The organism is Commensalibacter sp. ESL0382 (assembly GCF_009725775.1).
Classification (GTDB): domain Bacteria; phylum Pseudomonadota; class Alphaproteobacteria; order Acetobacterales; family Acetobacteraceae; genus Commensalibacter; species Commensalibacter melissae.
Genome location: NZ_WNII01000011.1, coordinates 149,467 through 170,890, shown reverse-complemented (window position 1 = coordinate 170,890; position 21,424 = coordinate 149,467). Strand labels below are relative to the sequence as shown.

The window sequence follows — 21,424 nt, the reverse complement described above, 5'->3', positions numbered from 1 at the left end:
TTTAAGTTGAATTTTAATTTTGAATAAAATCAGTATCTTAAAAATAATTATTATGTTAATAATTTCATTAATTACATCATAATTATAATTGTGGTAAAATTATAATTATATATTGAAAATTGGTTTCATATTGCTTAAGTGAAATATTAAACAATTGGAAAGATTGATTTAGATTATTTAATTTTTTATTTTATAGGGATAAAACTGTTATGGCTGGTAATAATATTATTTCAAGTGATACGGATTTTAGGCATCTTGTTATTAAGAATGATTATCCAATATTATCCGGTGGCCGTTGGACCGCAAAACTAGATGATGCCGGGAATACTGTCTATGTAAGCAGTGGTATCAGTGTCAAGGGGCCAGTAAACATGATTCATGGCATATTGGATATTGAAAGTGGTGCTGTCGTAAGTGGGTTAAATGAAATAGCGAATATGAGTGGATTCAATGGTGATCATGCTAATCCATTAATTAATGTTAAGTCAGGTGGTGTGATTAAAGATTCCAATCTTATAAATGGTGATATTCATATTTATAATGGCGGTATCTCATCCGATAACTCTATGGTATCAGAAAAAGTGACGATAGATAATGGCGGAATTTCAAATAATGATACATTCTACAATCCAGGTGATACAGCAGAAAGTGGCGGTACATTAATTAATCGCAATTTGAAGGGGGGATCAAGCTCTTTCAGAACTGCGGCAAACAGGTCGGACATTTACTACGCGTCAGGTGCCGTTATGACCGATCATCATATGCCTGATATTACCTCCATTAATTCAGGCACCAAAAATGTTAGATTACATATAGCAAGTGGGGCTGTATATAATGAACCTGAAAACTATGTCCCGCCTGATTTTACAAATTATCCGATAGAAAATGACTATCCTCTGTTAACAGGTGGCAACTGGATCGCGGATGTGGATGAAGAAGGTAAAACCTATTTTCAACGGGAAGGACAGCCCAACTCCGAAAGGATTTATGGTCCAGTAGATATGATTCATGGCATATTGACTATTCATAGCGGGGCAGTCGTTGATGGTCTCTATCAATTAGCTAATGTGAGTGGATTTTCTGGAGATGCAAATCCAACTATAAATATTCAGTCAGGTGGTAAACTGACAAATTCCACGGTTTTTAATGGTTTTCTTAATATATATAGTGGGGGAATTTCACAAAACAATCACTATATATCAGAAAATTCCGTAATTAAAAATGGTGGAATATCTGATAATGATACTTTTTATAATCCTACTATTACTGATGATGGTATTATTAAAGATGAATATTATAAAAGCGGAGGTACATTAAAAAATCCCAATTTGAAGGGGGGATCAAGCTCTTTTCGTACAACAGACGGTGTAGGTAAATATACTGTAGAAAATGGCGCTGGGTTTGTTAATCCTCATATTGATAATTCAGCAAATTCAAAAGGGACCACTGATATAACGTTACCCGTTAAAGGTGATGAAACATATCCATGCTTTTTAGCCGGAACTTTAATCAAAACTGATAGGGGTGATATCGCGGTTGAAAATCTTGGGGTGAATGACAGGGTTTATATTCACACAGAAAACGGGTTGCAATTACAGCTCATAACCTCCATAGTCAGTGATACACATTTTGTTAACACGCATTTGCCCGATGATGAGGGTGGATATCCTGTCTGTATTCTGAAAGATGCCATTTCCAAGAATATTCCATATCAAGATACTTATGTAACACCTGAACATTGCCTGTTTATTGATGGTAAATTTATACCCGTGCGTATGTTGGTCAATAATCATTCCATTTATTACGATCATTCACAGAAAATGTACAGATACTATCATATTGAAACAGGAGAACATTCTGTCATCACGGCGAATGGAATGCTTACTGAAAGTTATTTGAATACTAGGGACACCATCAAGGATGTTGAAAATAATGTTATCCGGTTGCCTAAAAATTGGGTAAATGATGCCGCGGCTCCATTAAACGTTGATCGTGATAGTGTGGAAAAAGTATATAATTCCCTCTTGGATCAGGCTTTGGCCAAACATATTGATAGAAAAGGCAGAAAACCCCTAATTACAAATGATCATGATATTTGCCTTATAGCCGATAATGGCAATGTGATCGAAAAACGAATTGATAATGGAAAAGTAACCTTCGTTATTCCAAAAAATACCAAGAATGTCCGGATTGTTTCCCGTGCAAGCCGACCAAGTGATGTTATTGGTCCATTTGTTGATGATAGACGCTATCTCGGTCTATTGATCAAGAGCATCAAGCTTTTCAATAAAAATAAGAGTTTTGATATTGATATTCATCTCAGTGAAGAAAATCTTGATGGATGGCATGCACTGGACAGTGATTCAGTCAGATGGACAAATGGCAATGCCTTTTTACCTTTGGAGGATTGTTGCAAAGACGATAAATGTGTTCTCGTTCTGGAAATTGTTTCTGCAGGTCCCTATGTTCTTGAGGAAAATGAAGAACACAGAAAAGCGGTACAACAGTAAAATCGGATTTACATGACGTCTGCATCATCAAAGGATAAAAAATCCTATGTAAATGTGACACCAGTACCTACTCAGTCGGCAGCCAAAGAAATCCGATACGATTTCAATTTGGGTGCCAGAGTAATGCTCCCCAAAAGAGAAAAGGGATTATGGAAAGTTACATTGCAAGATCTTGATACCGGCAATATCCTGTTCCAAGGTCAAGTCGCTGGGGGAACGGTCAGTTCCTCCAAACGTTTTTATGTCAATTTTAAAATTACTGTGGAGGAAATAGAAAATAACGTAACCAGACAATTGTTCAATCATCAACTTGATCTAAAAGATAAAAAGGTTGTCATTCAATGTCCGGTTGGAACAATCGGTGATACTTTTGCCTGGTTACCCTACGCCATTGAATTCAAGAAAAAACATTCGTGTAAGCTGCACTGTATAATTGATGAAAAATTTATTGATCTTTTAAAAAGATCATATCCAGAAATCAATTTTACAACAATGAAAAAGGCCGAGGAAAATAACATATTTTCTGATAGTTATGCCTGTTATTATTTTGGTCTGTTTTTCAAGGACGAACAAAATTTATATCAGCCATGTGATTTCAGGTTGGTGGGGTTGCATAAAACAGCAGCTTACATTTTGGGGTTATCGACAGAAAAAGATGAGAAACTAACCCTTAGATTACCTGATGAATCCAGGCCTATCAAAGAAAAATATGTATGTATTGCCGTTCAAGCAAGCTCTCAATGTAAATATTGGAACAATCCCAAAGGTTGGGAACTTGTTGTTGATTATTTGAAAAGTCAAAACTACAGGGTGATCTGCATTGATCAGAATACCATTTCGGGACATGGTATAATATTTAATTCCATACCTTACAATGCGGAAAATGAAACAGGAAACCGGCCTTTATCAGAACGCGCAAGGTGGTTGAAACATGCCGAATTTTTTGTTGGATTGAGTTCAGGATTGTCCTGGATGGCGTGGACAATGAATATTCCTGTTGTCATGATTTCCGGATTTACCCATCCCATGAACGAATTCTATACGCCTTATCGGATTATAAATTGGCATGTTTGTAATTCTTGCTGGAATGATATGAAATATGAATTCGAACATGATAATTATACGTGGTGTCCGCGATATCGTGATACGCCCAGACATTATGAATGTACGAAATCAATAACTTCAACTTTTGTTATTCAAGTCATTCAAAAACTGATTTCAAATATAAATAAAGAATGATTCTACCAGAAAATAAATTTATTATCATGGAAATATAAAAAATCCCTGATAATAAATTTTAAAAACAATTAAATTGTTCCTAATTATATATAATAAATTAATTAAAATATTTATCTAATATCAATAATAAAAAATTACATAAATATCTTGTTAAATAATTTTTTAACATTACATAAATTTTATTAAGTAATTCACATTTTATATTTTGTAAAATGCTAATAATTGTTTTCTTATTGAAATAAGATGTTAGGTTGTATTTGTCCAAGATTTCTGATAATCAGGCAATTCTTTTTGAATATACAGGTCTGGTCAAACATCCATATGAATGCATTGTTATAAACTTTTATGAATAAAATTGATATTTTAATATAAACAGTTGCTATTAATTTTTATTTGCATATAAAATTGATTCCTATTCTCATTTTATGCTCTAACTCATTGATTCGATCACATATTTGATTAAGGAAAGTAATTTATAATGTTTAAAAAATATCTTTTGATAGGCAGTACAATCCTATTGTCAACACCAGCCTTTGCCGTAGAATATCCCATTGGCAAACCACAGATATGTGGAAATATGGAAATTGCGGCTGTCTATCTGCAGCCAATTGAAATGGAGCCTGACGGTATCATGTTGTCAGCGGCAAAATCTGATGTTCATCTTGAAGCGGATATTCATGCAACAGCCAATAATAAAAATGGTTTTCAAGAAGGCAGCTGGATGCCTTATCTACAAGTATCTTATGAGTTAACCAAAATTGGTGATGAGAAAAAATTACAAGGTATACTTCATCCAATGGTTGCAAATGATGGACCGCATTATGGCGAGAATATCAAACTTCTGGGAGCGGGAAAATATCATTTAAAACTCACGCTTCTTCCACCGGCCAGAGAATCCATGTTTGGTCGTCATGTTGACAAGGAAACGGGTGTTGCATCCTGGTTTGGAGAATGTGTCACACAATATGACTTTACATATGCCGGAACTGGTAAAAAGGGTGGGTATTAATATTTAAACCAGCGATTAAATATAAATTATTAAGACGTTCAACATATTTATAAATAAATATTACATCTTAATAATTTTAGATTGTTTATTGATAATCCAATCATTAAAAGCATATTTTCGGATATTCAGAATGAAAAAATTTTATGCTGTTTTGTCATTGTTTTCCATTTGGCCAGTATACGTTTTCGGTGCACCACTACAAAATTATGATATCACCATCACGGATGGTGTTTTTAAACCCTCATCAATAGAAGTGCCGGCAAACCAGCGTTTTAAAATTACCATTAAAAATACAGGTAAAGTACCGGCTGAATTTGAAAATCTTTCTTTAAGGGTTGAAAAGGTCTTGGGGCCTGATGTGACCTCTTTCGTGGTTATACATCCGCTTAAAACGGGGAAATATCATTTTATCGATGATTTTCACGTCAATATGCCAGGCTTTGACATTATTTCCAAATAGGAGTTTTTATTATGGGTGCGCCTTTGTTTATTGTATGGCGTGAGAGCGTTGAGGCATTACTGGTTATAGGCATTTTATATGCATGGTTGAGAAGGGAAAATCTGGTATCCCTGACAAGACAGCTATGGATTGGGACGGGACTTGGTCTGGCGCTTGCAGGATTATTGGCTGTTGCATTTTGGATCGCCAGCACTTGGTTTGCCGGTGCAGGTGGAGAATGGTTTTTTACCATTATGATGTTTGTCGCGGCATGTTTGATATTGCAAATGGTAATCTGGATGCATCATCATGGTCGAGGTATGAAAAAGCATCTTGAACAGGAGGCAGCCGAAAGTGTACAGAAATCCGGAAGTGGAATAGGGATTCTTCTTTTATCCATGCTGGCAGTCGCAAGAGAGGGATCAGAAACAGTTGTATTTTTGGCAGGTATTGGTGCGGAACAAAAGGGATCTTCATTGGGATTATTTATACTTGGCGGTTTTTTGGGATTAATCTTGGCATTGCTAACATTTTGGTGTTTACAGAAATCATTTAAATTCATTTCATGGAAATGGTTTTTCATTGTCAGTGAATTTCTTTTGCTTCTAATTGGTGGTGGACTTTTTATAAGCGCCATTGATAAAGCCTCTGTCCAGATTGCCGCTTATGATATTCCGGAATGGATTTATAATTTTATGGATAATCCTGTATGGAGTACCGCAGGGTTTATTCCTGACAACAGTACCTTAACAGGTTTGACAGGTTATCATGCGGAACCTTCATTAATGCAAATTTCAGCTCTTGTTATTTACTGGTTCATTGCCATTTTATTGTGCAACGTAACTTTTAAAAAAACTTATTAATACAATAAATAACATTGGAACAAATAATGAGGGTTTTGCTGAAAAAGGCAATTAATCAAACGGGAATTGCTATGCAACGTCATCAAACCATTATTCAGGGAATTAAATGGTTTGTTGTTGCAATTTATTTTTTGCTTCTGATTATTCCCGCCTTAATGCATTTACCCCCAAAACATTCGCACATTTTTAACAATATTGTTTTATTTGCCCAATTTGTTTTTTGGGGGATCTGGTGGCCCTTTGTAATATTGTCAATGTTATTTATTGGACGAATTTGGTGTGGTGTATTTTGTCCAGAGGGAACTTTGACGGAATGGACATCCAAAAATTTCGGACGAAACAAGAAAATCCCCCGTTTACTCAAATGGAGAGGTTGGCCGGCGATTGCTTTTATATTAACCACTTTGTATGGACAACTTATAAGTGTTTATGATTATGCGATACCTGCATTATTGATACTGGGAGGTTCAACAGCAGCAGCAATAGTTATAGGCTATCTATATGGAAATGGTAACCGTGTCTGGTGTCGTTATCTGTGCCCGGTTAATGGTGTGTTTAATCTTCTTTCTCGGCTTTCTCCTTTTACTTTTAAGACAGATCAGCAAAAATGGTCAGAATTTCAAGAAAAAGAAAATTCAAATCCGCATTGCCCACCAATGATTAATATTCGACAGCTTCATGGCGTTTCAGCTTGCCATATGTGTGGACGTTGTGCAGGCTATAGAAATGCGGTCAGTTTGCAGACGAGGTCCGTGAATGAAGAAATTCTTGTTTACGGTAATGAACAGCAAAATATTTGGCAGATCAGACTATTGTTATTCGGTATGATTGGCGTTGCTATTGGAGCATTTACGTGGACGGTTTCGCCTTGGTTCGTTTATTTTAAACAATATTTGGCAGAATGGATGGTTAATCATGAAATATTTTGGCCATTGAATGCAACGGCTCCCTGGTGGATTTTAACGAATTACCCTGCCAATAATGATAGTTTCAATTTGCTGGATGGCTTTTGTGTCAGTTTCTACATTCTTGGATCCGGAATCCTTTATGGCGTGTGGTTAACATTGATCTACAAATTTTTGGCCAGACTTTATCATAAACCTGATTTTTATCTATATTTTTCCCAAGCGCTCATACCTTTGGCAGCGGCAGGTCTTTTTCTCGGTCTCAACGCAACAAGTGTCAAATTACTTCAATATGAGGGGATCGTCTTTTGGTGGCTAAAGGATATGCGTGCGATTATTCTGGGGGGTGCCAGTATTTGGAGTTTATACTTGGGCTATAAAATTCTTCGGAAATATAATAAATATTTTTATCAAATGTTTTTATCGTTTATCCTTTATACTGTATCTGTAATACCCGTTGTTGGGGCATGGGTTTTAATGTTTTGGGTATGGTAAATAATTGAAAACATTAATAAATGAAAACCATATCTTTTTTATTCTGTAAATAGGATCGGTCTTTATTGAACCCCTATTATATAAAATAATAAGGGTTTGTGTTTTATAAATCAAAATTGATATTAATCTATTGTCATTAAAGAGGCATTTCCCCCTGCAGCAGTCGTGTTATTGCTTATGGAGATCTCTTCCATGAGAAGATCTGTATTTTCGAAATTTTCATCTACATCTAGTGCAGAAATAATTCCATTGTCTGAAAATGCCATGTTCTGACGAGCCTCTTCAAATTCGGGAACATCTTTTTCACCCAGAATGATCGTGCAAGGTTGCTCATTCATTGATTTAACCTTTCTGATGTGTAATGACAATTCATGGGGCAATTGTGAATACCATTCTGTGATCTGATCAGGTGCAAAAATCAGGACTGAATTTCCACATTTCAGGGATAAGGAAATTTGTCTCAATAAGATATCTCGTGTTTTAGCGATACATAATACTGTTCCTCGTGGTGAGAGAGAATAAATATTTTTTTCACCTACTGGTCCATTTAATTCAATATTTGAATTTACTATTGTATGGGATAATAGATTTTTTGCTGTAGAAACAAAATTCTTTTGATTGCTTGTCAACCAGTCCAGCCACTGCTGTGCAATAAGGGGTAGAGATTGTTTGGGGAATTCATCGAAAACGGGGCTTTGTTGCAACATCCTTCTTAGAATGAAGGGTGCACCTGCCTTTGGTCCTGTTCCGGAAAGACCTTTTCCTCCAAAAGGTTGTACGCCAACAATCGCCCCAATGATATTACGGTTAATGTATATATTACCGGCATTAATTTTTTTTGTTACATTTTCAATGGTTTCATCAATACGGGAATGAATACCAAACGTTAACCCAAATCCTGCTTGGTTTATCGATTTAATTATATTGTCAATCTGATCTCGTCTAAATCGAACAACATGAAGGACAGGACCAAAAACTTCATCAGGAATATCGGATATCTGATTGATTTCGATTATGGTCGGCATCATAAATGTACCATTTTCTGTTTTTTCAGGTAAAGGTAGGGAGCAGATCTTAAATCCTTTCTTTTTCATATATTCGACATGATTATTTAGACGATTTAATGCATCCTGACTGATTACAGGACCTATGTCGGTTTTGAGAGAAAGAGGATTATCTATAATGAGCTCCTTGGTTGCACCCCGTAACATGGTAATAACCCGATCCGCGCAATCTTCCTGAACGTACAATACCCTTAGGGCAGAGCATCGTTGACCGGCACTGTCAAATGCAGAACTGATGATATCAACAACAACTTGTTCGGCGAGGGCAGAGGAATCAACGATAAGTGCATTTTGTCCGCCTGTTTCAGCCACAAAAGGAATAATGTTGCCTGATGGAGATCTTCTGCTGGCAAGATTTTTAGAAATTTCACGGGCAACTGCTGTTGATCCTGTAAACATTACTCCATGGACTTCCTTATTTGAAATAAGAGATGCCCCAATATTTCCCTTACCGGGTAATAATTGAAGAATTTCTTCCGGTATACCCGCTTCATGCATAATTTGAACTGCCTTAGTGGCAATTAAAGGCGTTTCCTCGGCTGGTTTGGCAATAACAGGATTTCCGGCAGCAAGAGCTGCAGAAATTTGCCCGATAAAAATGGCCAGTGGGAAATTCCATGGGCTGATGCAAACAACGGGTCCACTCAATGGTGCGTGAGTATTATTATTGAAAGTTCTGGCAACTGTTGAACCATAGTATCTGAGAAAGTCAATCGCTTCTCTTACTTCAGCCAGGGCATTGGGAAAAGATTTTCCCGCTTCACGAATAATCAATCCCAATAAAGGATACAATTGCTCTTCCAAAAGATCTGCAGCTTTCAGCAAGGGAACAGCCCTTTTATCAGGATCCAATCCAGCCCAGTCCTTGGCACCCTTTACTGCCGATTTGAACGCACGATCAATTTCCGCTTGTGATGCCTCGATAACTGTCCCTACCTTATCGTTATGATCAGCAGGATTTAAAACATCCAATGGTTTGTTTTTGAACTTAGTTTTTTTTCCTGCAAGAATTGGAAATGCTTCCCAAGATGCTGGAGAATCTTTAAGGGCCTTAGAAAGATCATGTAGGGTAAATTCATTATTGAAATCAATGCCTCTTGAATTCAGTCTTTCCTGACCATAAATGGAGCGTGGTAAACGGATGGCTGGATGAGGACTGCCAACAGGATTTACTTTCAGAGCTTCATCCACAGGGTTTGCAATCAGTTGATCAATTGAAATATCACTGTTGCCAATCTGGTTTACAAATGAAGAATTAGCTCCATTTTCCAATAATCTGCGAACAAGATAAGCAAGCAAAGTTTCATGTGTTCCTACAGGGGCGTATATACGACATGGTCGTGAAAGATCACCCGCTTGTACGATTTTGCTATATAACTGTTCACCCATACCATGGAGACACTGAAATTCATATTGTTCAATATCATAATCTTTTCCTGCAAGTGCATAAATTGTTGCAAGTGTTCGAACATTATGTGTGGCAAACTGTGGAAAAATTGCGTCTCTATTGGACAATAATTTTTTCGCGCATGCAATATAACTAATATCTGTATGAATTTTGCGGGTATAGACAGGAAAATCGGATTGACCTTCAACCTGCGCTTTTTTAATTTCACTGTCCCAATAGGCACCCTTTACCAAACGTACCATCAATCTGCGGTTTGTTCGACGAGCCAGATCAATCAAATAATCCAGGACATAGGGAGCCCTGCGGCCATAAGCTTGGACAACAAAACCAATACCGTTCCAGTTTTTCAGATCTGGGTGATTACATAAGGCTTCCATCAAATCAAGAGAGATTTCAAGGCGTTCACTCTCTTCTGCATCAATATTGATGCCAATATTATATTGGCGTGCAAGACGAACCAAATTCGTTAAAGTCGGAAGGAGTTCTTTCATGACTCGGTCATATTGGGAACGAGAATAACGGGGGTGTAAAGCGGATAATTTAATGGATAATCCAGCACGTTCATAAACCGAGTTTCCATGTGTTGAACGGCCGATTGCATGCAAAGCATTTTCATAATCAACCCTGTAACGTTCCGCATCTTCTTCTGTTATCGCAGCCTCGCCAAGCATATCGTACGAATAACGAAATCCGATATCTTCCATTTTTCTGCTTTGATTTAAAGCCTCTTCCATTGTTTGGCCAAGAACAAATTGTTCACCCATCATGCGCATAGCCCGATCAAGGGCGATACGGATTATGCTTTCACCTTGCCGCTGTACCAATTTTGTAAGGGTTGCTGCAAGATTTTTTTCTTTTACAGGCGTAACGAGTTTTCCTGTCAAAGCAAGTCCCCATGCGGCGGCGTTGGTGAAAATAGGTTTCTTGAAACCTGCATGTGATATCCAGTCACCAGTGCTGATCTTATCCCTGATTAATGCATCACGTGTTTCAGTATCAGGAATGCGTAAAAGAGCTTCGGCAAGGCACATAAGTGCAACGCCTTCTGCGGAAGATAATGAGAACTCCTGAACAAGAGTCTCGACACCCTTCAGGTTACGATGTTCTCTTAAATATTGTGTTAATGATCTTGCATGTTCCGATATCTGTCTGTTCATTTCATCAGATAGGGTAGCTTGTGGAAGTAGGGTTTTGACACATTCCGTTTCTGGAAGCCGTATTGTCGCCGTAATTTTATCTCTTAAAGAGTTCTGAGTGCGTATATTATTGTCAAATTGAGAAAAAACAGACATAAAAATCCTCGAAACTGAAAATATAATATTTAAGATTATGTCGCTTCTTACATAATTTATCCATTGAATAAAACAAGAATTATATAAATATGATAATTTTATTATAAATTTTATGTTTATTTATTGAGCTATTGTTTTAATTTAATAATGAAAAAACAGGATATGAATTATGTTTACGTAATTATGTATTTAACTGCAACGAAATTATTATATTGTAATTTAATCAGCGATTGTTGGTTTTACCTTATGGAAGCAACTGAAAATATTACATATTATTTGAGATATTGATTAAAAGTGACAGCTTAATGAATCGTATATTTGGTGATACGTTATTATTGTATTTTTATAGTAAAAATTGTTTTCGATTCTGTTTGAGAATATGGTGTTCATCAAAAATGGATATTGAATAATTTGTTTAATTTATTTTCAAAAAAAATCATTCCATTAATAGGTTGTTTATTTTTTTCAAGTTGTAATCATTCACAAAAATCAATTTTGTATCACTGGCAAAAAAAACAGCAAATGATCGTTGTTATAACTGATGGATGGTATAGTAATAGGGGAAAGTTATACAAATTTGAATATTTGCATTCAAAATGGCACAAAAAAGGAAATGGTGTTTCTGTATCTCTAGGTAGTCAAGGATTGGCTTGGGGCAGGGGATTGCATCCATTTATCCAAGAAGGTCTGTACAAAAAAGAGGGTGATAAGCGCAGTCCTGTTGGAATATTCAAAATAGGCTTTGCATTTGGTTATAGGAATAATCTTTCTATAAATTATCCTTACCATGTCATGACACAATATGATTACTGTATTGATGATCCTACATCGTCTCAATACAATCAAATTATTGATAAACAAAATTTTTCTTTAAAAGAAAAATTTATTTTGTCTGAACCTATGCGTAGGGATATTCATTTTAAAGGGGACCAACTTTATAAATTAGGTTTTGTCATTGAGCATAATGAGAAGAATATTCCTCATTATGGAAGCTGTATCTTTGCACATTTAAGAAAAAATGCGAATGCGGTGACTTCAGGTTGTACAGCAATGGATGAAAAGGATATGACACAAATTCTTAGATGGCTTAATCCTGATTATCATCCAATTTATGTATTATTACCTAAAGTTGTTTATCATCAGAAACAACAGGTTTGGAATTTGCCATCTATAAAAAATGATTAAGCAGCTTTGCGAAAAATTGGAAATGCGCCCTGCTGGATTCGAACCAGCGGCCCACAGCTTAGAAGGCTGTTGCTCTATCCAGCTGAGCTAAGGGCGCAAAAAATAATTTCAGTGAGTCCAGTTCATTTTCCGATTGTTGTGAAAATTATCTTCATAATTTTTGACAACATAATGATGACTACCTGGTTCTTCCAAATCATAAGCAATTGAATTTTTTTCTGCATATTGAATTGCTTGATCTTTTGTAGGGAAACTGAGTTTTACTTCAGTTTGTGTCTCACTACATCCTACCCATCCAGTTAGGGAATCGTGTGATCGAGGGGAGGATTGTCCATAATCAAGAATCCATCTATGACTGCGAATTTTACCAGATTGTGTAGCCTTTTGAGGGCATTTATAAATTCGCGCCCGTGTCATGAAAACCTCTTTTGCTTATTAAAAAATACCCAAGGATTTTAACCCAAGGTCTTTATTAATGGTCGGGGAGCCCGGATTCGAACCGGGGGCCTCTTGTACCCAAAACAAGCGCGCTAGCCAGGCTGCGCCACACCCCGAATGGCCCTATAGCTATCCTGTTCTGCGCTATAAGGCAAGTTATTTTTTTATAAAATATGCTTTTTTTTATTTTTTTTGGGATTTGATAAGAGGGGGTGCAAAGGCGGGGGCCATATCCCATGGGAACAGGATCCACATATCCTGTTGAACTTCCATGATAAATTGGTCAGTATATTCCTTGCCGGCAGGTTTGGCATAAAGGCAGGCAAAATAAGCTTTTGGTAACAACTTACGAATAGCTTTGGCAGTAATTCCCGAATCAACAAGGTCGTCAATAATTAGAAAACCATTACCATCTTCGGTAATGGAGGGATTTTTAATGATATTTAATTCACCTCTTTTTTCTTCATCATAAGTGACAACTGATATTGTATCAATCAAACGAAGTTCCAATTCACGTGCAATAATTCCCGCGGGAATTAACCCGCCACGTGTTATCGCGATAATTCCTCTGAAATTAAAATTGCTCAAGCGTTCAGATAATATACGGGCATCTTTGTGTAATTGATCCCAGGAAACGGTCATATATTTGGTAGCCATTAAAATAAAGAACCTCCATTTGGAATTGAGTAATCTGGCTGAATAGGAATGTAATAACTTTTGGAATCAGGCATACAAAGCACTATCGTGTCGAATGCAGTTGATCCCTGATGGTTGAAAGGTAAATTAATAATGGCACAAACATGTTTTTCCAAGAGGGATTCTGGCAAAAGAGTGGGTTAATTAAGTAAAAAAAGTATTTTTGGAACCAATGACTGAATCAGAATCAATTTTTAAAGGAAAACTTCCCTGCTTATTGCTAGGAGTTACCCTTTAGATTGAACCTGCCCTGAAGTTTGATTTATCACTCATAAAGAATCCATGGTAAAACGGTAAAGAATTTATAACGAAACGATCCAAACAAATATATCTTGTTTATTTTAATATGGGAAAATATTAATGTAAAATGAAACTGTATATTTTATGATTACAATATTTGTTACAGTTATTAAATATAGGCTTTTAAATATTGGAAATTCGTTTCAAGATTTCAGAAGTCAAGACGGATTATGTGAATATGGATAAGAAAAACCTAATTTCTTATTGTCTAGACAGTTTGGTTGTCATCTTAATTTTTTTAAGTGCATGTTCAGCTTCTGATACACCTCCTCAAAATAGTATGAGGTTAACCTCAGACAGGGTCGCTCGTTTTTCGATGCAAAGCAGGGATTTCGATATAACTGATAGATCAGAGCTTATGCGTGCTGTAATGAATGTTGTCCAAGATCAGCATTATGTTATAAGAGAGGTGAATGCGGGGGTTGGCACCTTATATGCAGACCAGACATATGATATTGGTCAGCCTTTGAGTTTTTTTGGAATTCCGATCACTCATTTTCATCAAAAACCGTGGGCGGGTGGAAATTTGGCAATTCAGCTGGGACCGTTTGAACTGGCTGGTGGACAAAATAGTTTATATGTTGCCAAGAAAAACAGTTCTGTTTCTGTTGTGCTTTTGCCTTTGGAAAATAATAAAAAAGGATTTCAAATTCATGTTTCAATTGAAATGCGTGATTTTTACAATGACGGACATGTCGGTGAAATCTGGTTAGTCCGGGATCCAAAAATTTATCAGAATTTCTTTGATGCTTTGTCAAAAGCGATTTATTTACAGGCTCAATCCTAATGAAAATTTTTCATTTATTTTCTGTGGTCGTGGTTTTATTGTTGGCAGGATGTAATGGGAATTCCATACCAACAAGCCTGAGATTAACTGATTTACCGACAGGTCAGCTTCGTAATATGCAAATGCGGCAATTTGATCAGTCAGATATAAATAGGGTTAATCAAGCCGTAATTAAAACACTGGTCAGTCTGGATTTTCAAATTGTCAGGGTGGATGATCTAAGCCATCTGATTGAAGTCATACGTCTGGAAAACGGACATATTATGCAGGCAAATATAATGTTAATATCAATGGTGAACCATGGTACGACAGTTCGTATAGCTTTGCGCTACAATCAATATCCCGTAACGTCACCCCAAGTTTATCAGGAATTTTTTGATACGTTGTCACGTAATTTATCCTGATCTTTAATAAATGGCGTTGGCGTTCAAGAATGTGGCTTGAGATAACTGATTGAAAAAATTTTGATAGAATTCAGGGTTTTTGTCCAATGGCAAGTTATTCATACGAGCCATAGCCCTGACGATAATATGATCTTTATTGGGTTGTGTCGTAACGGTAATTTCAATTATGTCATCTGTAAAATGGGTTGCCGTGACAAAACCGATCTGATCATTTGATCTCACAATGATATATCCCATGTCTTGCAGCGTAGATGAAATGGCCTGGATCATTTTTTGCTGATCCGTAGTTTCAAATGATCGACTCTGAACAGCCCTTAGTGCAAGAGTCTGTTGCGGTTTTGCCAAAACAGTTTGAAGCGGATTTAATAAAACCATGATCCCAATGAAGATTTGGCCCCAAAGGGATATAGAAATATATATACGAGAAAATGTTTGCATTCCTAGAAATTGCTATATCTATAAGAATAATCTCTAACTTTTTGATTATGGTCAAATTTAACAATCAAGGTGAGTGTTCGTTGTGACGTGCTGGATGTATTGGCTTTGTTTCCCAACCCGAGGATAACAATGGTTGCCCATCCTCCCGAACTGGAATGTGTACGCATGGTTGAAATTCGATCATACACCCATACTTCCTGATGTTGATCATCGGAAGTTACAATATTGGGTGGCCCAAAAATTTCAACAACCGAGGCATTACTCATACCTTTATGAAGTTGGCTTTCAATGGTTCCAAGAGTCAGATGGGCATCTGTATTTTGAGCCGTCTGAGCATCTTGGGCCTGTTTTGATGCTGATTCACAACCAGCCATGAGTAAAACTGTGGTGGGAATAATCACATATTTGAGAAAGCGCATGATGTTTGTCCATTATTAAATAGAAAAGCCATTATTTACAGTAAGGTTAAAATGGATGATTTTGCAAGAAAAGTGACCGGGATAGTGGTTCAAAAAAATTCTTTTGATAAAAAACAGGGTCTGCTATATTTTCGTATCCGGTTGAGGAAGCGCTGAAATTATTGTAAATTTGTCCATTGACTCTTACAGCAAATTTATTTCTATCAATGGGATATGTCATTACACTCAATATTATATTGCTGTTTTGTTGTGCCGTTACCTCGGAACTGTCCAAATTGACTTTTACAATATTAAAACCTTGATCCTGCAGTGTTGTAATAATGCTTTTCAACAAAATATCTCGATTAGGTGCCTCGAATGTACGCGTTTCATTTACACGTTTTTGAGTGGCGGGAAGCACAGATTCATTATTGTTTGAACAAGCTGTCAGTGAGAAACATGACAACCCCAATATGCAAAGAAAAAATTTAAGTGTCATTTTCATCGGGATGTGTAATTTTGGTGAAGGGATAGTGAATAGGAAAAGGCATCAAAAAACTGTTGATATGTTACAGGGGATCGAATGATTTCAGATTGTCTTGGAGGACCACCGTTTAAATTTGCACCTTCTTCACCATTATAAAGTGGATAGGCACTTAAGGATAGGCGTGCAATGATTGTATGAACAGAATCATTTTTTGAACTTAAAGTTAAAGTTGCCAAAATAACCTGATTTAAATCAGGGTGAGTCTGGTTGGCTGCGATAAGCCCCATGGCAGGTGAAGTTTCTGTAATAATAAATCCAAGATCCTGAAAGGTAGACAAAGCAATTTGATAGGCTTGAGAAGAAGATAAATTCGGGAATTCCCTTGTCTGTAAAGTCCGAATTTCCATTGTTGTCAAAGATTTGTCATTTTTTGCATGAACAGATAAGGGGATTAATGCCAATGTAATTCCGATAATGATATTCAAATTCAAATAATTTTTGATAGTTAGCATTGGTGTATCCGATTTGGAAAATCATTCCGTTATTTTTTTTACATACGAAATTATTATAATATAATTTGGTAAAAAGGTTTATTTAAAAATCCCAATTTGATTTTTCAATTATCTTAAATTATTTTTTGTTTTTTGTCTTTAAAAATGAATAGTTTTGGCAAGTTTTGCCTGATTTTATTTTATTGATAATTACTTGTTATACGGGACTCAAAGCTTGGCTTTGCTATGCCATACTTGGCAAGAATATAACATTGGATTACTATCATTAAGTTTAAAAGATATTTCATAAAATTTGCGAGCAAATATGACATTATTTCTTCTTGACAAACAGAATCTAAAAAAATCAGAAATAATGACTATAAATGATCAAATTATTTATGAAAAATACGATTTGATCATCAAAATTTTTTCTCAGTATTGTCCAGATATACAATTGGCTGAACCTGTTGTTACAGAAAATCAAAATAAAGATACGTTATTGATTTCCTGGTATGTGGATACCTTTGAAGAGCCAAAAATAATAACTGGGCCGCAAAAGCAGCAAATTTATCAGAAAATGGCTATTTCATTTAAAAATTTGTTTGAAAATATATCCAGGGACAGTTCGAGCGGAAAAATTGTTGAAGCTGTTTTACATATTACGGATTTTAGGGATATTCTTATAAGCGGGGATAAGATAATTATTAAGAATTGGGGAGCAAATTCTTTTCAGGACAATAAAAAATCAGGAATATATTTACCATCATTGTTTCAATTTTCATCTGAGCCCAAACCTGCAAAAGACGCTATTTCACATTTCTCTGATGAAAAAAAGGTAAATGGACAAATAAAGTCATCTATTAAATCACGAGAAAATTCTACGGTAAATCCTAAAATATCATCACGTTTTCGGTTTTTGACAAATTTCAATAATCAATTTGTTTTATCTCGATTAATAGCGGCGATTTTGTTTTTTTTTATAGGTTTATTGTTGGGTTGGCGAATAATTTTTGCTGAACATCCAATCAAAATTAATGGAATTACAGTTCGGGAAGCTCATAATCTTGTTAAACAATATCCGCAAATAGAGAAATCCAATCATGATCTGGAAACAGAAATTAAGATTTTGAAGGATAGGTTAAAAAATCCACCCTGTAACATAAGGGAATCTCGTGCAGATCCATCATTAAATAAAAGTTTAGAACATCCATTTACACCAATGACTTCAACCGGAAAAATTTTTGAAGGTAGTTTACCGGAATTGCTTGAAAAAAGTACTGTTTTTATAATGGTGTTAAAGGACGATGATGTATCTGCCGCTTCGGGTACAGGATTTTTCGTCACATCCGACACAATCGTGACTAATCGACATGTGGTTGAAAATGCCAAGAACAATTCTGTAATGGTTACCAATAAATCCTTGGGACAGTTGAAACTTGCTCATGTTGTTTCTGTAAGTCAGACTACAGAAAATGGAGGACTGGACCTGGCAATTCTTAAGGTTGAAAATGCGCCACCGCAACAACCTCTGAGTTTTTCATTAGATGCACGACCCTTACAGGATGTTGTCGCTGCAGGTTATCCGGGAATCATGATAAGCCAGGATGATGCGATGCAAAGACTGATGAAGGGTGATCTACAAGCAATTCCTGGTGTTATATTGACCAAGGGACAGATTAACGGAATTCAGAATAATCACAATGGCGAAAAAATAATGCCTCATAGCGCAATGGTTTCCTCGGGTAATTCTGGAGGTCCACTGGTTGATCTTTGTGGAAGGGTAGTTGGAGTAAACACGTTTGTAACGATGGATCAGTATACATCCTCCCATGGTAATTATGCCCAAAAATCCGACATGATTGTTAGAGTCTTACAATCCTCAAATCTACCTATCCAGGTTCAATCGGGAGCCTGCCAGCCTGAGCCGGTTGAAAAAAAAGACCAATCGACTGACAAGCCCGCATCTAAATCTGACAAATCCGAGCAGGATAATAATCAATCATCTTCTGATCCTATTGAATCTAAAAAGGATAATTCAAAATGAAATTGCAATTTATTCCAGGAAGACCGATTGTTACAACCAATTTCAATAAGGCAAAACCCCTTGGAATGAATGGTCAGTTGATATTGGAAAACTGGCATATTCTGTATGATCTCTTGAAGAAGAATGTCGGTCCTGAATGTGCCGCTTTATTGCTTGAACCTCAATTGGATCGGGGACGAGGAGAGGTTGATTGGTATTTGCCTGTCGACATCCAAAATCTCCCTGTCAAACATTTATCAAAAGAGGAGAATTTAAAAGAGGCGTATGATTATATCGAAGAAGGGAAAAAATACGCTCAGTGTTTGATAAACTCTCCAGATTCATTGCAAAAGCAAAAAGGCAAGCTTCTTTTGGATGCATTACAATTTCCCAATGACGAATTCATAATCGCAACCCCTCATGGACCAGCCATATTGGAATGGGGACATGAATCAAATCAGCCTTATTCAAAAAAGGAAGTTTTGTCCGCCAAGGGAAAGGAGAGGAATATGAAAGTTATGACAATTCTTCCTCCTCCAGTTTCACCATTTAATAATCGCATTGAGAACAAAAATTTTTGGCCATGGATAACTAGTGGTCTCATTTTACTGTTATTGATGATATTGCCATGGTGGAAAGGAATCATATCAATAAATTATTGTCGTTATTATTGGCTTTTACCTTTGGTGTTGTTTTTTTTGACATTGCTTGTTGTTGGCGTGATACTAAAAAAACAAAATGATCTTCATTCTTTGGTCAATAAGGAATGAACCTGATGGTTTTGGTATTAAGTCGACAAAAAATCAATCGGTTAAAACCTCTTTTTAATCGGCAACAGAATTTTTATCGTCAGATATATAATGAAATATTAACCTATAGTGATGCGGATCACGCAAAAATTTTTGCTCAGCCAGAATTCAATAACGATATCGTTCGTTGGAATGCGGAGGGACAAACAAGTTTTTCATGGAAAGAACTTGATCAAAATCAGCAGCAAAAATTATTACAGGCAACACGTTCAATTTTGCTGGATATTGAGGAAATCATTCAACGTTATCCTGGTCTCACGCTTTCAAGATTTTTCAATCAATGCCGTCAATTTCCTGGCTTGGATTTTTTGTATGCGGTTGATGGAAAACCTGTAATCACTGCATGGGGTTTTTCATGTGACCAGAAAACCTATGATCCATTGATGGGTATTGAGAGAAAAAAGAGAAATCATTTGTTTTTTTGGAACAGATTTCCTTGGATTACAGCATTGAGTGCTTTTGCATTAGGTTTATTGACGTCAATATTTTGGACGGATGAAGATTTAAATGGAAAAAAATGTGAAATCATTTATCCTTCAAAAAATAAAGTCAGGCATGTTATGAATGACAAAAAACGTCAGGATCAATTGGCGGATGAACGAAATAAGTTGCTTGAACAGTGGAATATTTTACAAAATCAATGTCGAATTCCTTCGGTAAAACCCTTAGTACCTATTGATCCAACAAAAATTGACCCTTTACCATCTTCTGAACCATTACCTGAAATACCATCCCTGAAAGATAATCCGAATTTACCTGATATAGACAATTTACAGAAAAAAAATGTTCCAAAACCTCCCGTAAATTCAACTGTTCCACCAAAAACAGATGTTAAATCCAATAACAATGTTGATCTTCCAAAGGAATCATGGAACAAGAAAGACACGACAATGTTAAAGGGATGTTGGCATTTGACAACACATCTAGAATTATATACGCACGGTTTATTTTTCAATTCTCATCAACCTGTAACAAACTGGTCCTTGTGTTTTAATCCGAACGCGGCGGGTCATCAGGTTTTAACAAGGCGAGATGGTGGGACATGTCAGGGACCTTTATATGCCGGGTTTCAGGGCGAACAGCTTGTACTGAATCAACCAGAGGACTGTCAGGGGGATTTTCATCTTATCAGTGGTAAAAATGTTTGTACAAGATTGAATGATCGCGAAGCAAGATGTACATATATAGACGAAAATGGTCATCAGTCCACAGGTATATTTAAAAGATAATCAAGATGATGTTTCGTAATTATTTATTTCTAGTTTACAGTTTATTTTTATTTTGCTTGCAAGTGAAAGCTGCGGAACAAACATATCATCTGGATGGACATGAAGGAAATTGGACAGCGTTTCATTACTCACATATGAAACAGCAAATTGATTCATGTCATGTTCTTTCAAATGATCTGGTTCTTGGGTTTGAAAGGGATGCAAATAATGTTGGTTTGATTTTATGGGATTCAAAAGGTAAGCAAATTCCGGGTAAAAATAAAAATATAGCCTTGACAATTAATAAGGAACATTTTTTGTTCACGATGAAAGCGATGGATAAGAATATGTTGATGAATCGTTTGAATTTAAAGGATTTCAACTATTTGTTACAAAAATTATCCTATGCAGATTTGGTTGTTGTTGAATATGGTCAGCAACCCGTAAATATTGTTGATTTGCTTGGACTGCCATCCATGTTAAGTAAGTTTAATTATTGTATAAGCCATGCTAAATTCGGATTTTCAGAAAAATGA

Annotated in this window: 20 protein-coding genes and 2 tRNA genes; 13 read left to right on the top strand and 9 right to left on the bottom strand. The window is 36.1% G+C overall.

Going from position 1 to position 21,424, the window contains the following annotated elements; all coding sequences use genetic code 11:
- Positions 1 to 209 precede the first annotated feature (209 nt).
- From GM552_RS05020 to GM552_RS04995, 6 genes are all read left to right on the top strand, one after another.
- On the top strand, positions 210 to 2,510 hold the full coding sequence (locus GM552_RS05020) for a Hint domain-containing protein (RefSeq protein WP_155565545.1): 2,301 nt from the start codon (positions 210 to 212) through the stop codon (positions 2,508 to 2,510).
- A gap of 12 nt (positions 2,511 to 2,522) precedes the next feature.
- Positions 2,523 to 3,749, top strand: a complete 1,227-nt coding sequence (locus GM552_RS05015) for an autotransporter strand-loop-strand O-heptosyltransferase (RefSeq protein WP_155565544.1) — start codon at positions 2,523 to 2,525, stop codon at positions 3,747 to 3,749.
- 478 nt (positions 3,750 to 4,227) lie between these two features.
- Positions 4,228 to 4,758, top strand: coding sequence for an iron transporter (locus GM552_RS05010; protein ID WP_155565543.1), 531 nt, complete (start codon positions 4,228 to 4,230; stop codon positions 4,756 to 4,758).
- Between the two features lie 130 nt (positions 4,759 to 4,888).
- A complete protein-coding gene (locus GM552_RS05005; protein WP_155565542.1) occupies positions 4,889 to 5,218 on the top strand; it encodes a cupredoxin domain-containing protein in 330 nt (109 codons plus the stop codon).
- Between the two features lie 11 nt (positions 5,219 to 5,229).
- On the top strand, positions 5,230 to 6,060 hold the full coding sequence (locus GM552_RS05000; protein WP_110438097.1) for an FTR1 family protein: 831 nt from the start codon (positions 5,230 to 5,232) through the stop codon (positions 6,058 to 6,060).
- A gap of 26 nt (positions 6,061 to 6,086) precedes the next feature.
- Entirely contained in the window at positions 6,087 to 7,460 is a 1,374-nt protein-coding gene (locus GM552_RS04995; protein WP_155565541.1) for a 4Fe-4S binding protein, read from the top strand.
- A gap of 122 nt (positions 7,461 to 7,582) precedes the next feature.
- Here GM552_RS04995 and putA read toward each other — a convergent pair whose 3' ends face one another.
- A complete protein-coding gene (putA, locus tag GM552_RS04990) occupies positions 7,583 to 11,224 on the bottom strand; it encodes a bifunctional proline dehydrogenase/L-glutamate gamma-semialdehyde dehydrogenase PutA (RefSeq protein WP_155565540.1) in 3,642 nt (1,213 codons plus the stop codon).
- A gap of 522 nt (positions 11,225 to 11,746) precedes the next feature.
- Here putA and GM552_RS04985 point away from each other — a divergent pair.
- The gene (locus GM552_RS04985) at positions 11,747 to 12,409 is read left to right on the top strand and encodes a L,D-transpeptidase (protein WP_155565539.1); all 663 of its coding nucleotides are present in this window, start codon (positions 11,747 to 11,749) and stop codon (positions 12,407 to 12,409) included.
- Between the two features lie 23 nt (positions 12,410 to 12,432).
- Here the strand turns inward: GM552_RS04985 and GM552_RS04980 are convergent.
- The 4 genes from GM552_RS04980 to gpt form a co-directional block, all read right to left on the bottom strand.
- Positions 12,433 to 12,506: transfer RNA gene (locus tag GM552_RS04980), tRNA-Arg, on the bottom strand.
- Positions 12,507 to 12,517: 11 nt separating this feature from the next.
- Positions 12,518 to 12,826 carry an NADH dehydrogenase ubiquinone Fe-S protein 4 gene (locus GM552_RS04975; RefSeq protein ID WP_122123665.1) on the bottom strand — a complete coding sequence of 103 codons (309 nt, stop codon included), beginning with the start codon at positions 12,824 to 12,826 and terminating at the stop codon, positions 12,518 to 12,520.
- A 59-nt stretch (positions 12,827 to 12,885) separates the two neighbouring features.
- A tRNA-Pro gene (locus GM552_RS04970) sits at positions 12,886 to 12,963 on the bottom strand.
- A gap of 67 nt (positions 12,964 to 13,030) precedes the next feature.
- On the bottom strand, positions 13,031 to 13,504 hold the full coding sequence (gene gpt, locus GM552_RS04965) for a xanthine phosphoribosyltransferase (protein WP_110438092.1): 474 nt from the start codon (positions 13,502 to 13,504) through the stop codon (positions 13,031 to 13,033).
- A gap of 517 nt (positions 13,505 to 14,021) precedes the next feature.
- Here gpt and GM552_RS04960 point away from each other — a divergent pair.
- Both GM552_RS04960 and GM552_RS04955 read left to right on the top strand, forming a co-directional pair.
- On the top strand, positions 14,022 to 14,630 hold the full coding sequence (locus tag GM552_RS04960) for a hypothetical protein (protein ID WP_155565538.1): 609 nt from the start codon (positions 14,022 to 14,024) through the stop codon (positions 14,628 to 14,630).
- Entirely contained in the window at positions 14,630 to 15,034 is a 405-nt protein-coding gene (locus GM552_RS04955) for a hypothetical protein (protein WP_110438090.1), read from the top strand. The genes GM552_RS04960 and GM552_RS04955 overlap by 1 nt, the downstream gene beginning before the upstream one ends.
- A gap of 3 nt (positions 15,035 to 15,037) precedes the next feature.
- Here the strand turns inward: GM552_RS04955 and GM552_RS04950 are convergent, their stop codons facing one another.
- The 4 genes from GM552_RS04950 to GM552_RS04935 form a co-directional block, all read right to left on the bottom strand.
- The gene (locus tag GM552_RS04950; protein ID WP_146206640.1) at positions 15,038 to 15,409 is read right to left on the bottom strand and encodes a DUF1499 domain-containing protein; all 372 of its coding nucleotides are present in this window, start codon (positions 15,407 to 15,409) and stop codon (positions 15,038 to 15,040) included.
- 65 nt (positions 15,410 to 15,474) lie between these two features.
- Entirely contained in the window at positions 15,475 to 15,891 is a 417-nt protein-coding gene (locus tag GM552_RS04945; RefSeq protein ID WP_155565537.1) for an outer membrane protein assembly factor BamE, read from the bottom strand.
- Between the two features lie 46 nt (positions 15,892 to 15,937).
- The gene (locus GM552_RS04940; RefSeq protein ID WP_155565536.1) at positions 15,938 to 16,369 is read right to left on the bottom strand and encodes a hypothetical protein; all 432 of its coding nucleotides are present in this window, start codon (positions 16,367 to 16,369) and stop codon (positions 15,938 to 15,940) included.
- 2 nt (positions 16,370 to 16,371) lie between these two features.
- Positions 16,372 to 16,869: a hypothetical protein gene (locus GM552_RS04935; protein ID WP_155565535.1), complete on the bottom strand. Its 498-nt coding sequence runs from the start codon at positions 16,867 to 16,869 to the stop codon at positions 16,372 to 16,374.
- Positions 16,870 to 17,173: 304 nt separating this feature from the next.
- Between GM552_RS04935 and GM552_RS04930 the strand changes: the two genes are divergently transcribed.
- Genes GM552_RS04930 through GM552_RS04915 form a run of 4 tightly spaced genes read left to right on the top strand, consistent with a single transcriptional unit; the run spans position 17,174 to position 21,424 of the window.
- Positions 17,174 to 18,892: a serine protease gene (locus tag GM552_RS04930; protein WP_155565534.1), complete on the top strand. Its 1,719-nt coding sequence runs from the start codon at positions 17,174 to 17,176 to the stop codon at positions 18,890 to 18,892.
- Positions 18,889 to 19,641, top strand: a complete 753-nt coding sequence (locus GM552_RS04925) for a hypothetical protein (protein WP_155565533.1) — start codon at positions 18,889 to 18,891, stop codon at positions 19,639 to 19,641. The genes GM552_RS04930 and GM552_RS04925 overlap by 4 nt, the downstream gene beginning before the upstream one ends.
- A gap of 5 nt (positions 19,642 to 19,646) precedes the next feature.
- A complete protein-coding gene (locus GM552_RS04920) occupies positions 19,647 to 20,909 on the top strand; it encodes a hypothetical protein (RefSeq protein ID WP_155565532.1) in 1,263 nt (420 codons plus the stop codon).
- A gap of 5 nt (positions 20,910 to 20,914) precedes the next feature.
- The gene (locus GM552_RS04915; RefSeq protein ID WP_155565531.1) at positions 20,915 to 21,424 is read left to right on the top strand and encodes a hypothetical protein; all 510 of its coding nucleotides are present in this window, start codon (positions 20,915 to 20,917) and stop codon (positions 21,422 to 21,424) included.

Excerpts from the sequence above, each read along its gene's own strand:
- GM552_RS05020 (WP_155565545.1), top strand. The coding sequence starts at position 210 with ATGGCTGGTAATAATATTATTTCAAGTGATACGGATTTTAGGCATCTT.
- GM552_RS04985 (WP_155565539.1), top strand. The coding sequence starts at position 11,747 with ATGATCGTTGTTATAACTGATGGATGGTATAGTAATAGGGGAAAGTTA.
- GM552_RS04920 (WP_155565532.1), top strand. The coding sequence starts at position 19,647 with ATGGTTTTGGTATTAAGTCGACAAAAAATCAATCGGTTAAAACCTCTT.
- GM552_RS05015 (WP_155565544.1), top strand. The coding sequence starts at position 2,523 with ATGACGTCTGCATCATCAAAGGATAAAAAATCCTATGTAAATGTGACA.
- GM552_RS05010 (WP_155565543.1), top strand. The coding sequence starts at position 4,228 with ATGTTTAAAAAATATCTTTTGATAGGCAGTACAATCCTATTGTCAACA.
- GM552_RS04995 (WP_155565541.1), top strand. The coding sequence starts at position 6,087 with ATGAGGGTTTTGCTGAAAAAGGCAATTAATCAAACGGGAATTGCTATG.
- GM552_RS04930 (WP_155565534.1), top strand. The coding sequence starts at position 17,174 with ATGACATTATTTCTTCTTGACAAACAGAATCTAAAAAAATCAGAAATA.
- GM552_RS05000 (WP_110438097.1), top strand. The coding sequence starts at position 5,230 with ATGGGTGCGCCTTTGTTTATTGTATGGCGTGAGAGCGTTGAGGCATTA.
- GM552_RS04940 (WP_155565536.1), bottom strand. The coding sequence starts at position 16,369 with ATGACACTTAAATTTTTTCTTTGCATATTGGGGTTGTCATGTTTCTCA.
- GM552_RS04915 (WP_155565531.1), top strand. The coding sequence starts at position 20,915 with ATGATGTTTCGTAATTATTTATTTCTAGTTTACAGTTTATTTTTATTT.
- GM552_RS04950 (WP_146206640.1), bottom strand. The coding sequence starts at position 15,409 with ATGGTTTTATTAAATCCGCTTCAAACTGTTTTGGCAAAACCGCAACAG.
- putA (WP_155565540.1), bottom strand. The coding sequence starts at position 11,224 with ATGTCTGTTTTTTCTCAATTTGACAATAATATACGCACTCAGAACTCT.
- GM552_RS05005 (WP_155565542.1), top strand. The coding sequence starts at position 4,889 with ATGAAAAAATTTTATGCTGTTTTGTCATTGTTTTCCATTTGGCCAGTA.
- GM552_RS04945 (WP_155565537.1), bottom strand. The coding sequence starts at position 15,891 with ATGCGCTTTCTCAAATATGTGATTATTCCCACCACAGTTTTACTCATG.
- GM552_RS04935 (WP_155565535.1), bottom strand. The coding sequence starts at position 16,869 with ATGCTAACTATCAAAAATTATTTGAATTTGAATATCATTATCGGAATT.
- GM552_RS04925 (WP_155565533.1), top strand. The coding sequence starts at position 18,889 with ATGAAATTGCAATTTATTCCAGGAAGACCGATTGTTACAACCAATTTC.
- gpt (WP_110438092.1), bottom strand. The coding sequence starts at position 13,504 with ATGGCTACCAAATATATGACCGTTTCCTGGGATCAATTACACAAAGAT.
- GM552_RS04960 (WP_155565538.1), top strand. The coding sequence starts at position 14,022 with ATGGATAAGAAAAACCTAATTTCTTATTGTCTAGACAGTTTGGTTGTC.
- GM552_RS04975 (WP_122123665.1), bottom strand. The coding sequence starts at position 12,826 with ATGACACGGGCGCGAATTTATAAATGCCCTCAAAAGGCTACACAATCT.
- GM552_RS04955 (WP_110438090.1), top strand. The coding sequence starts at position 14,630 with ATGAAAATTTTTCATTTATTTTCTGTGGTCGTGGTTTTATTGTTGGCA.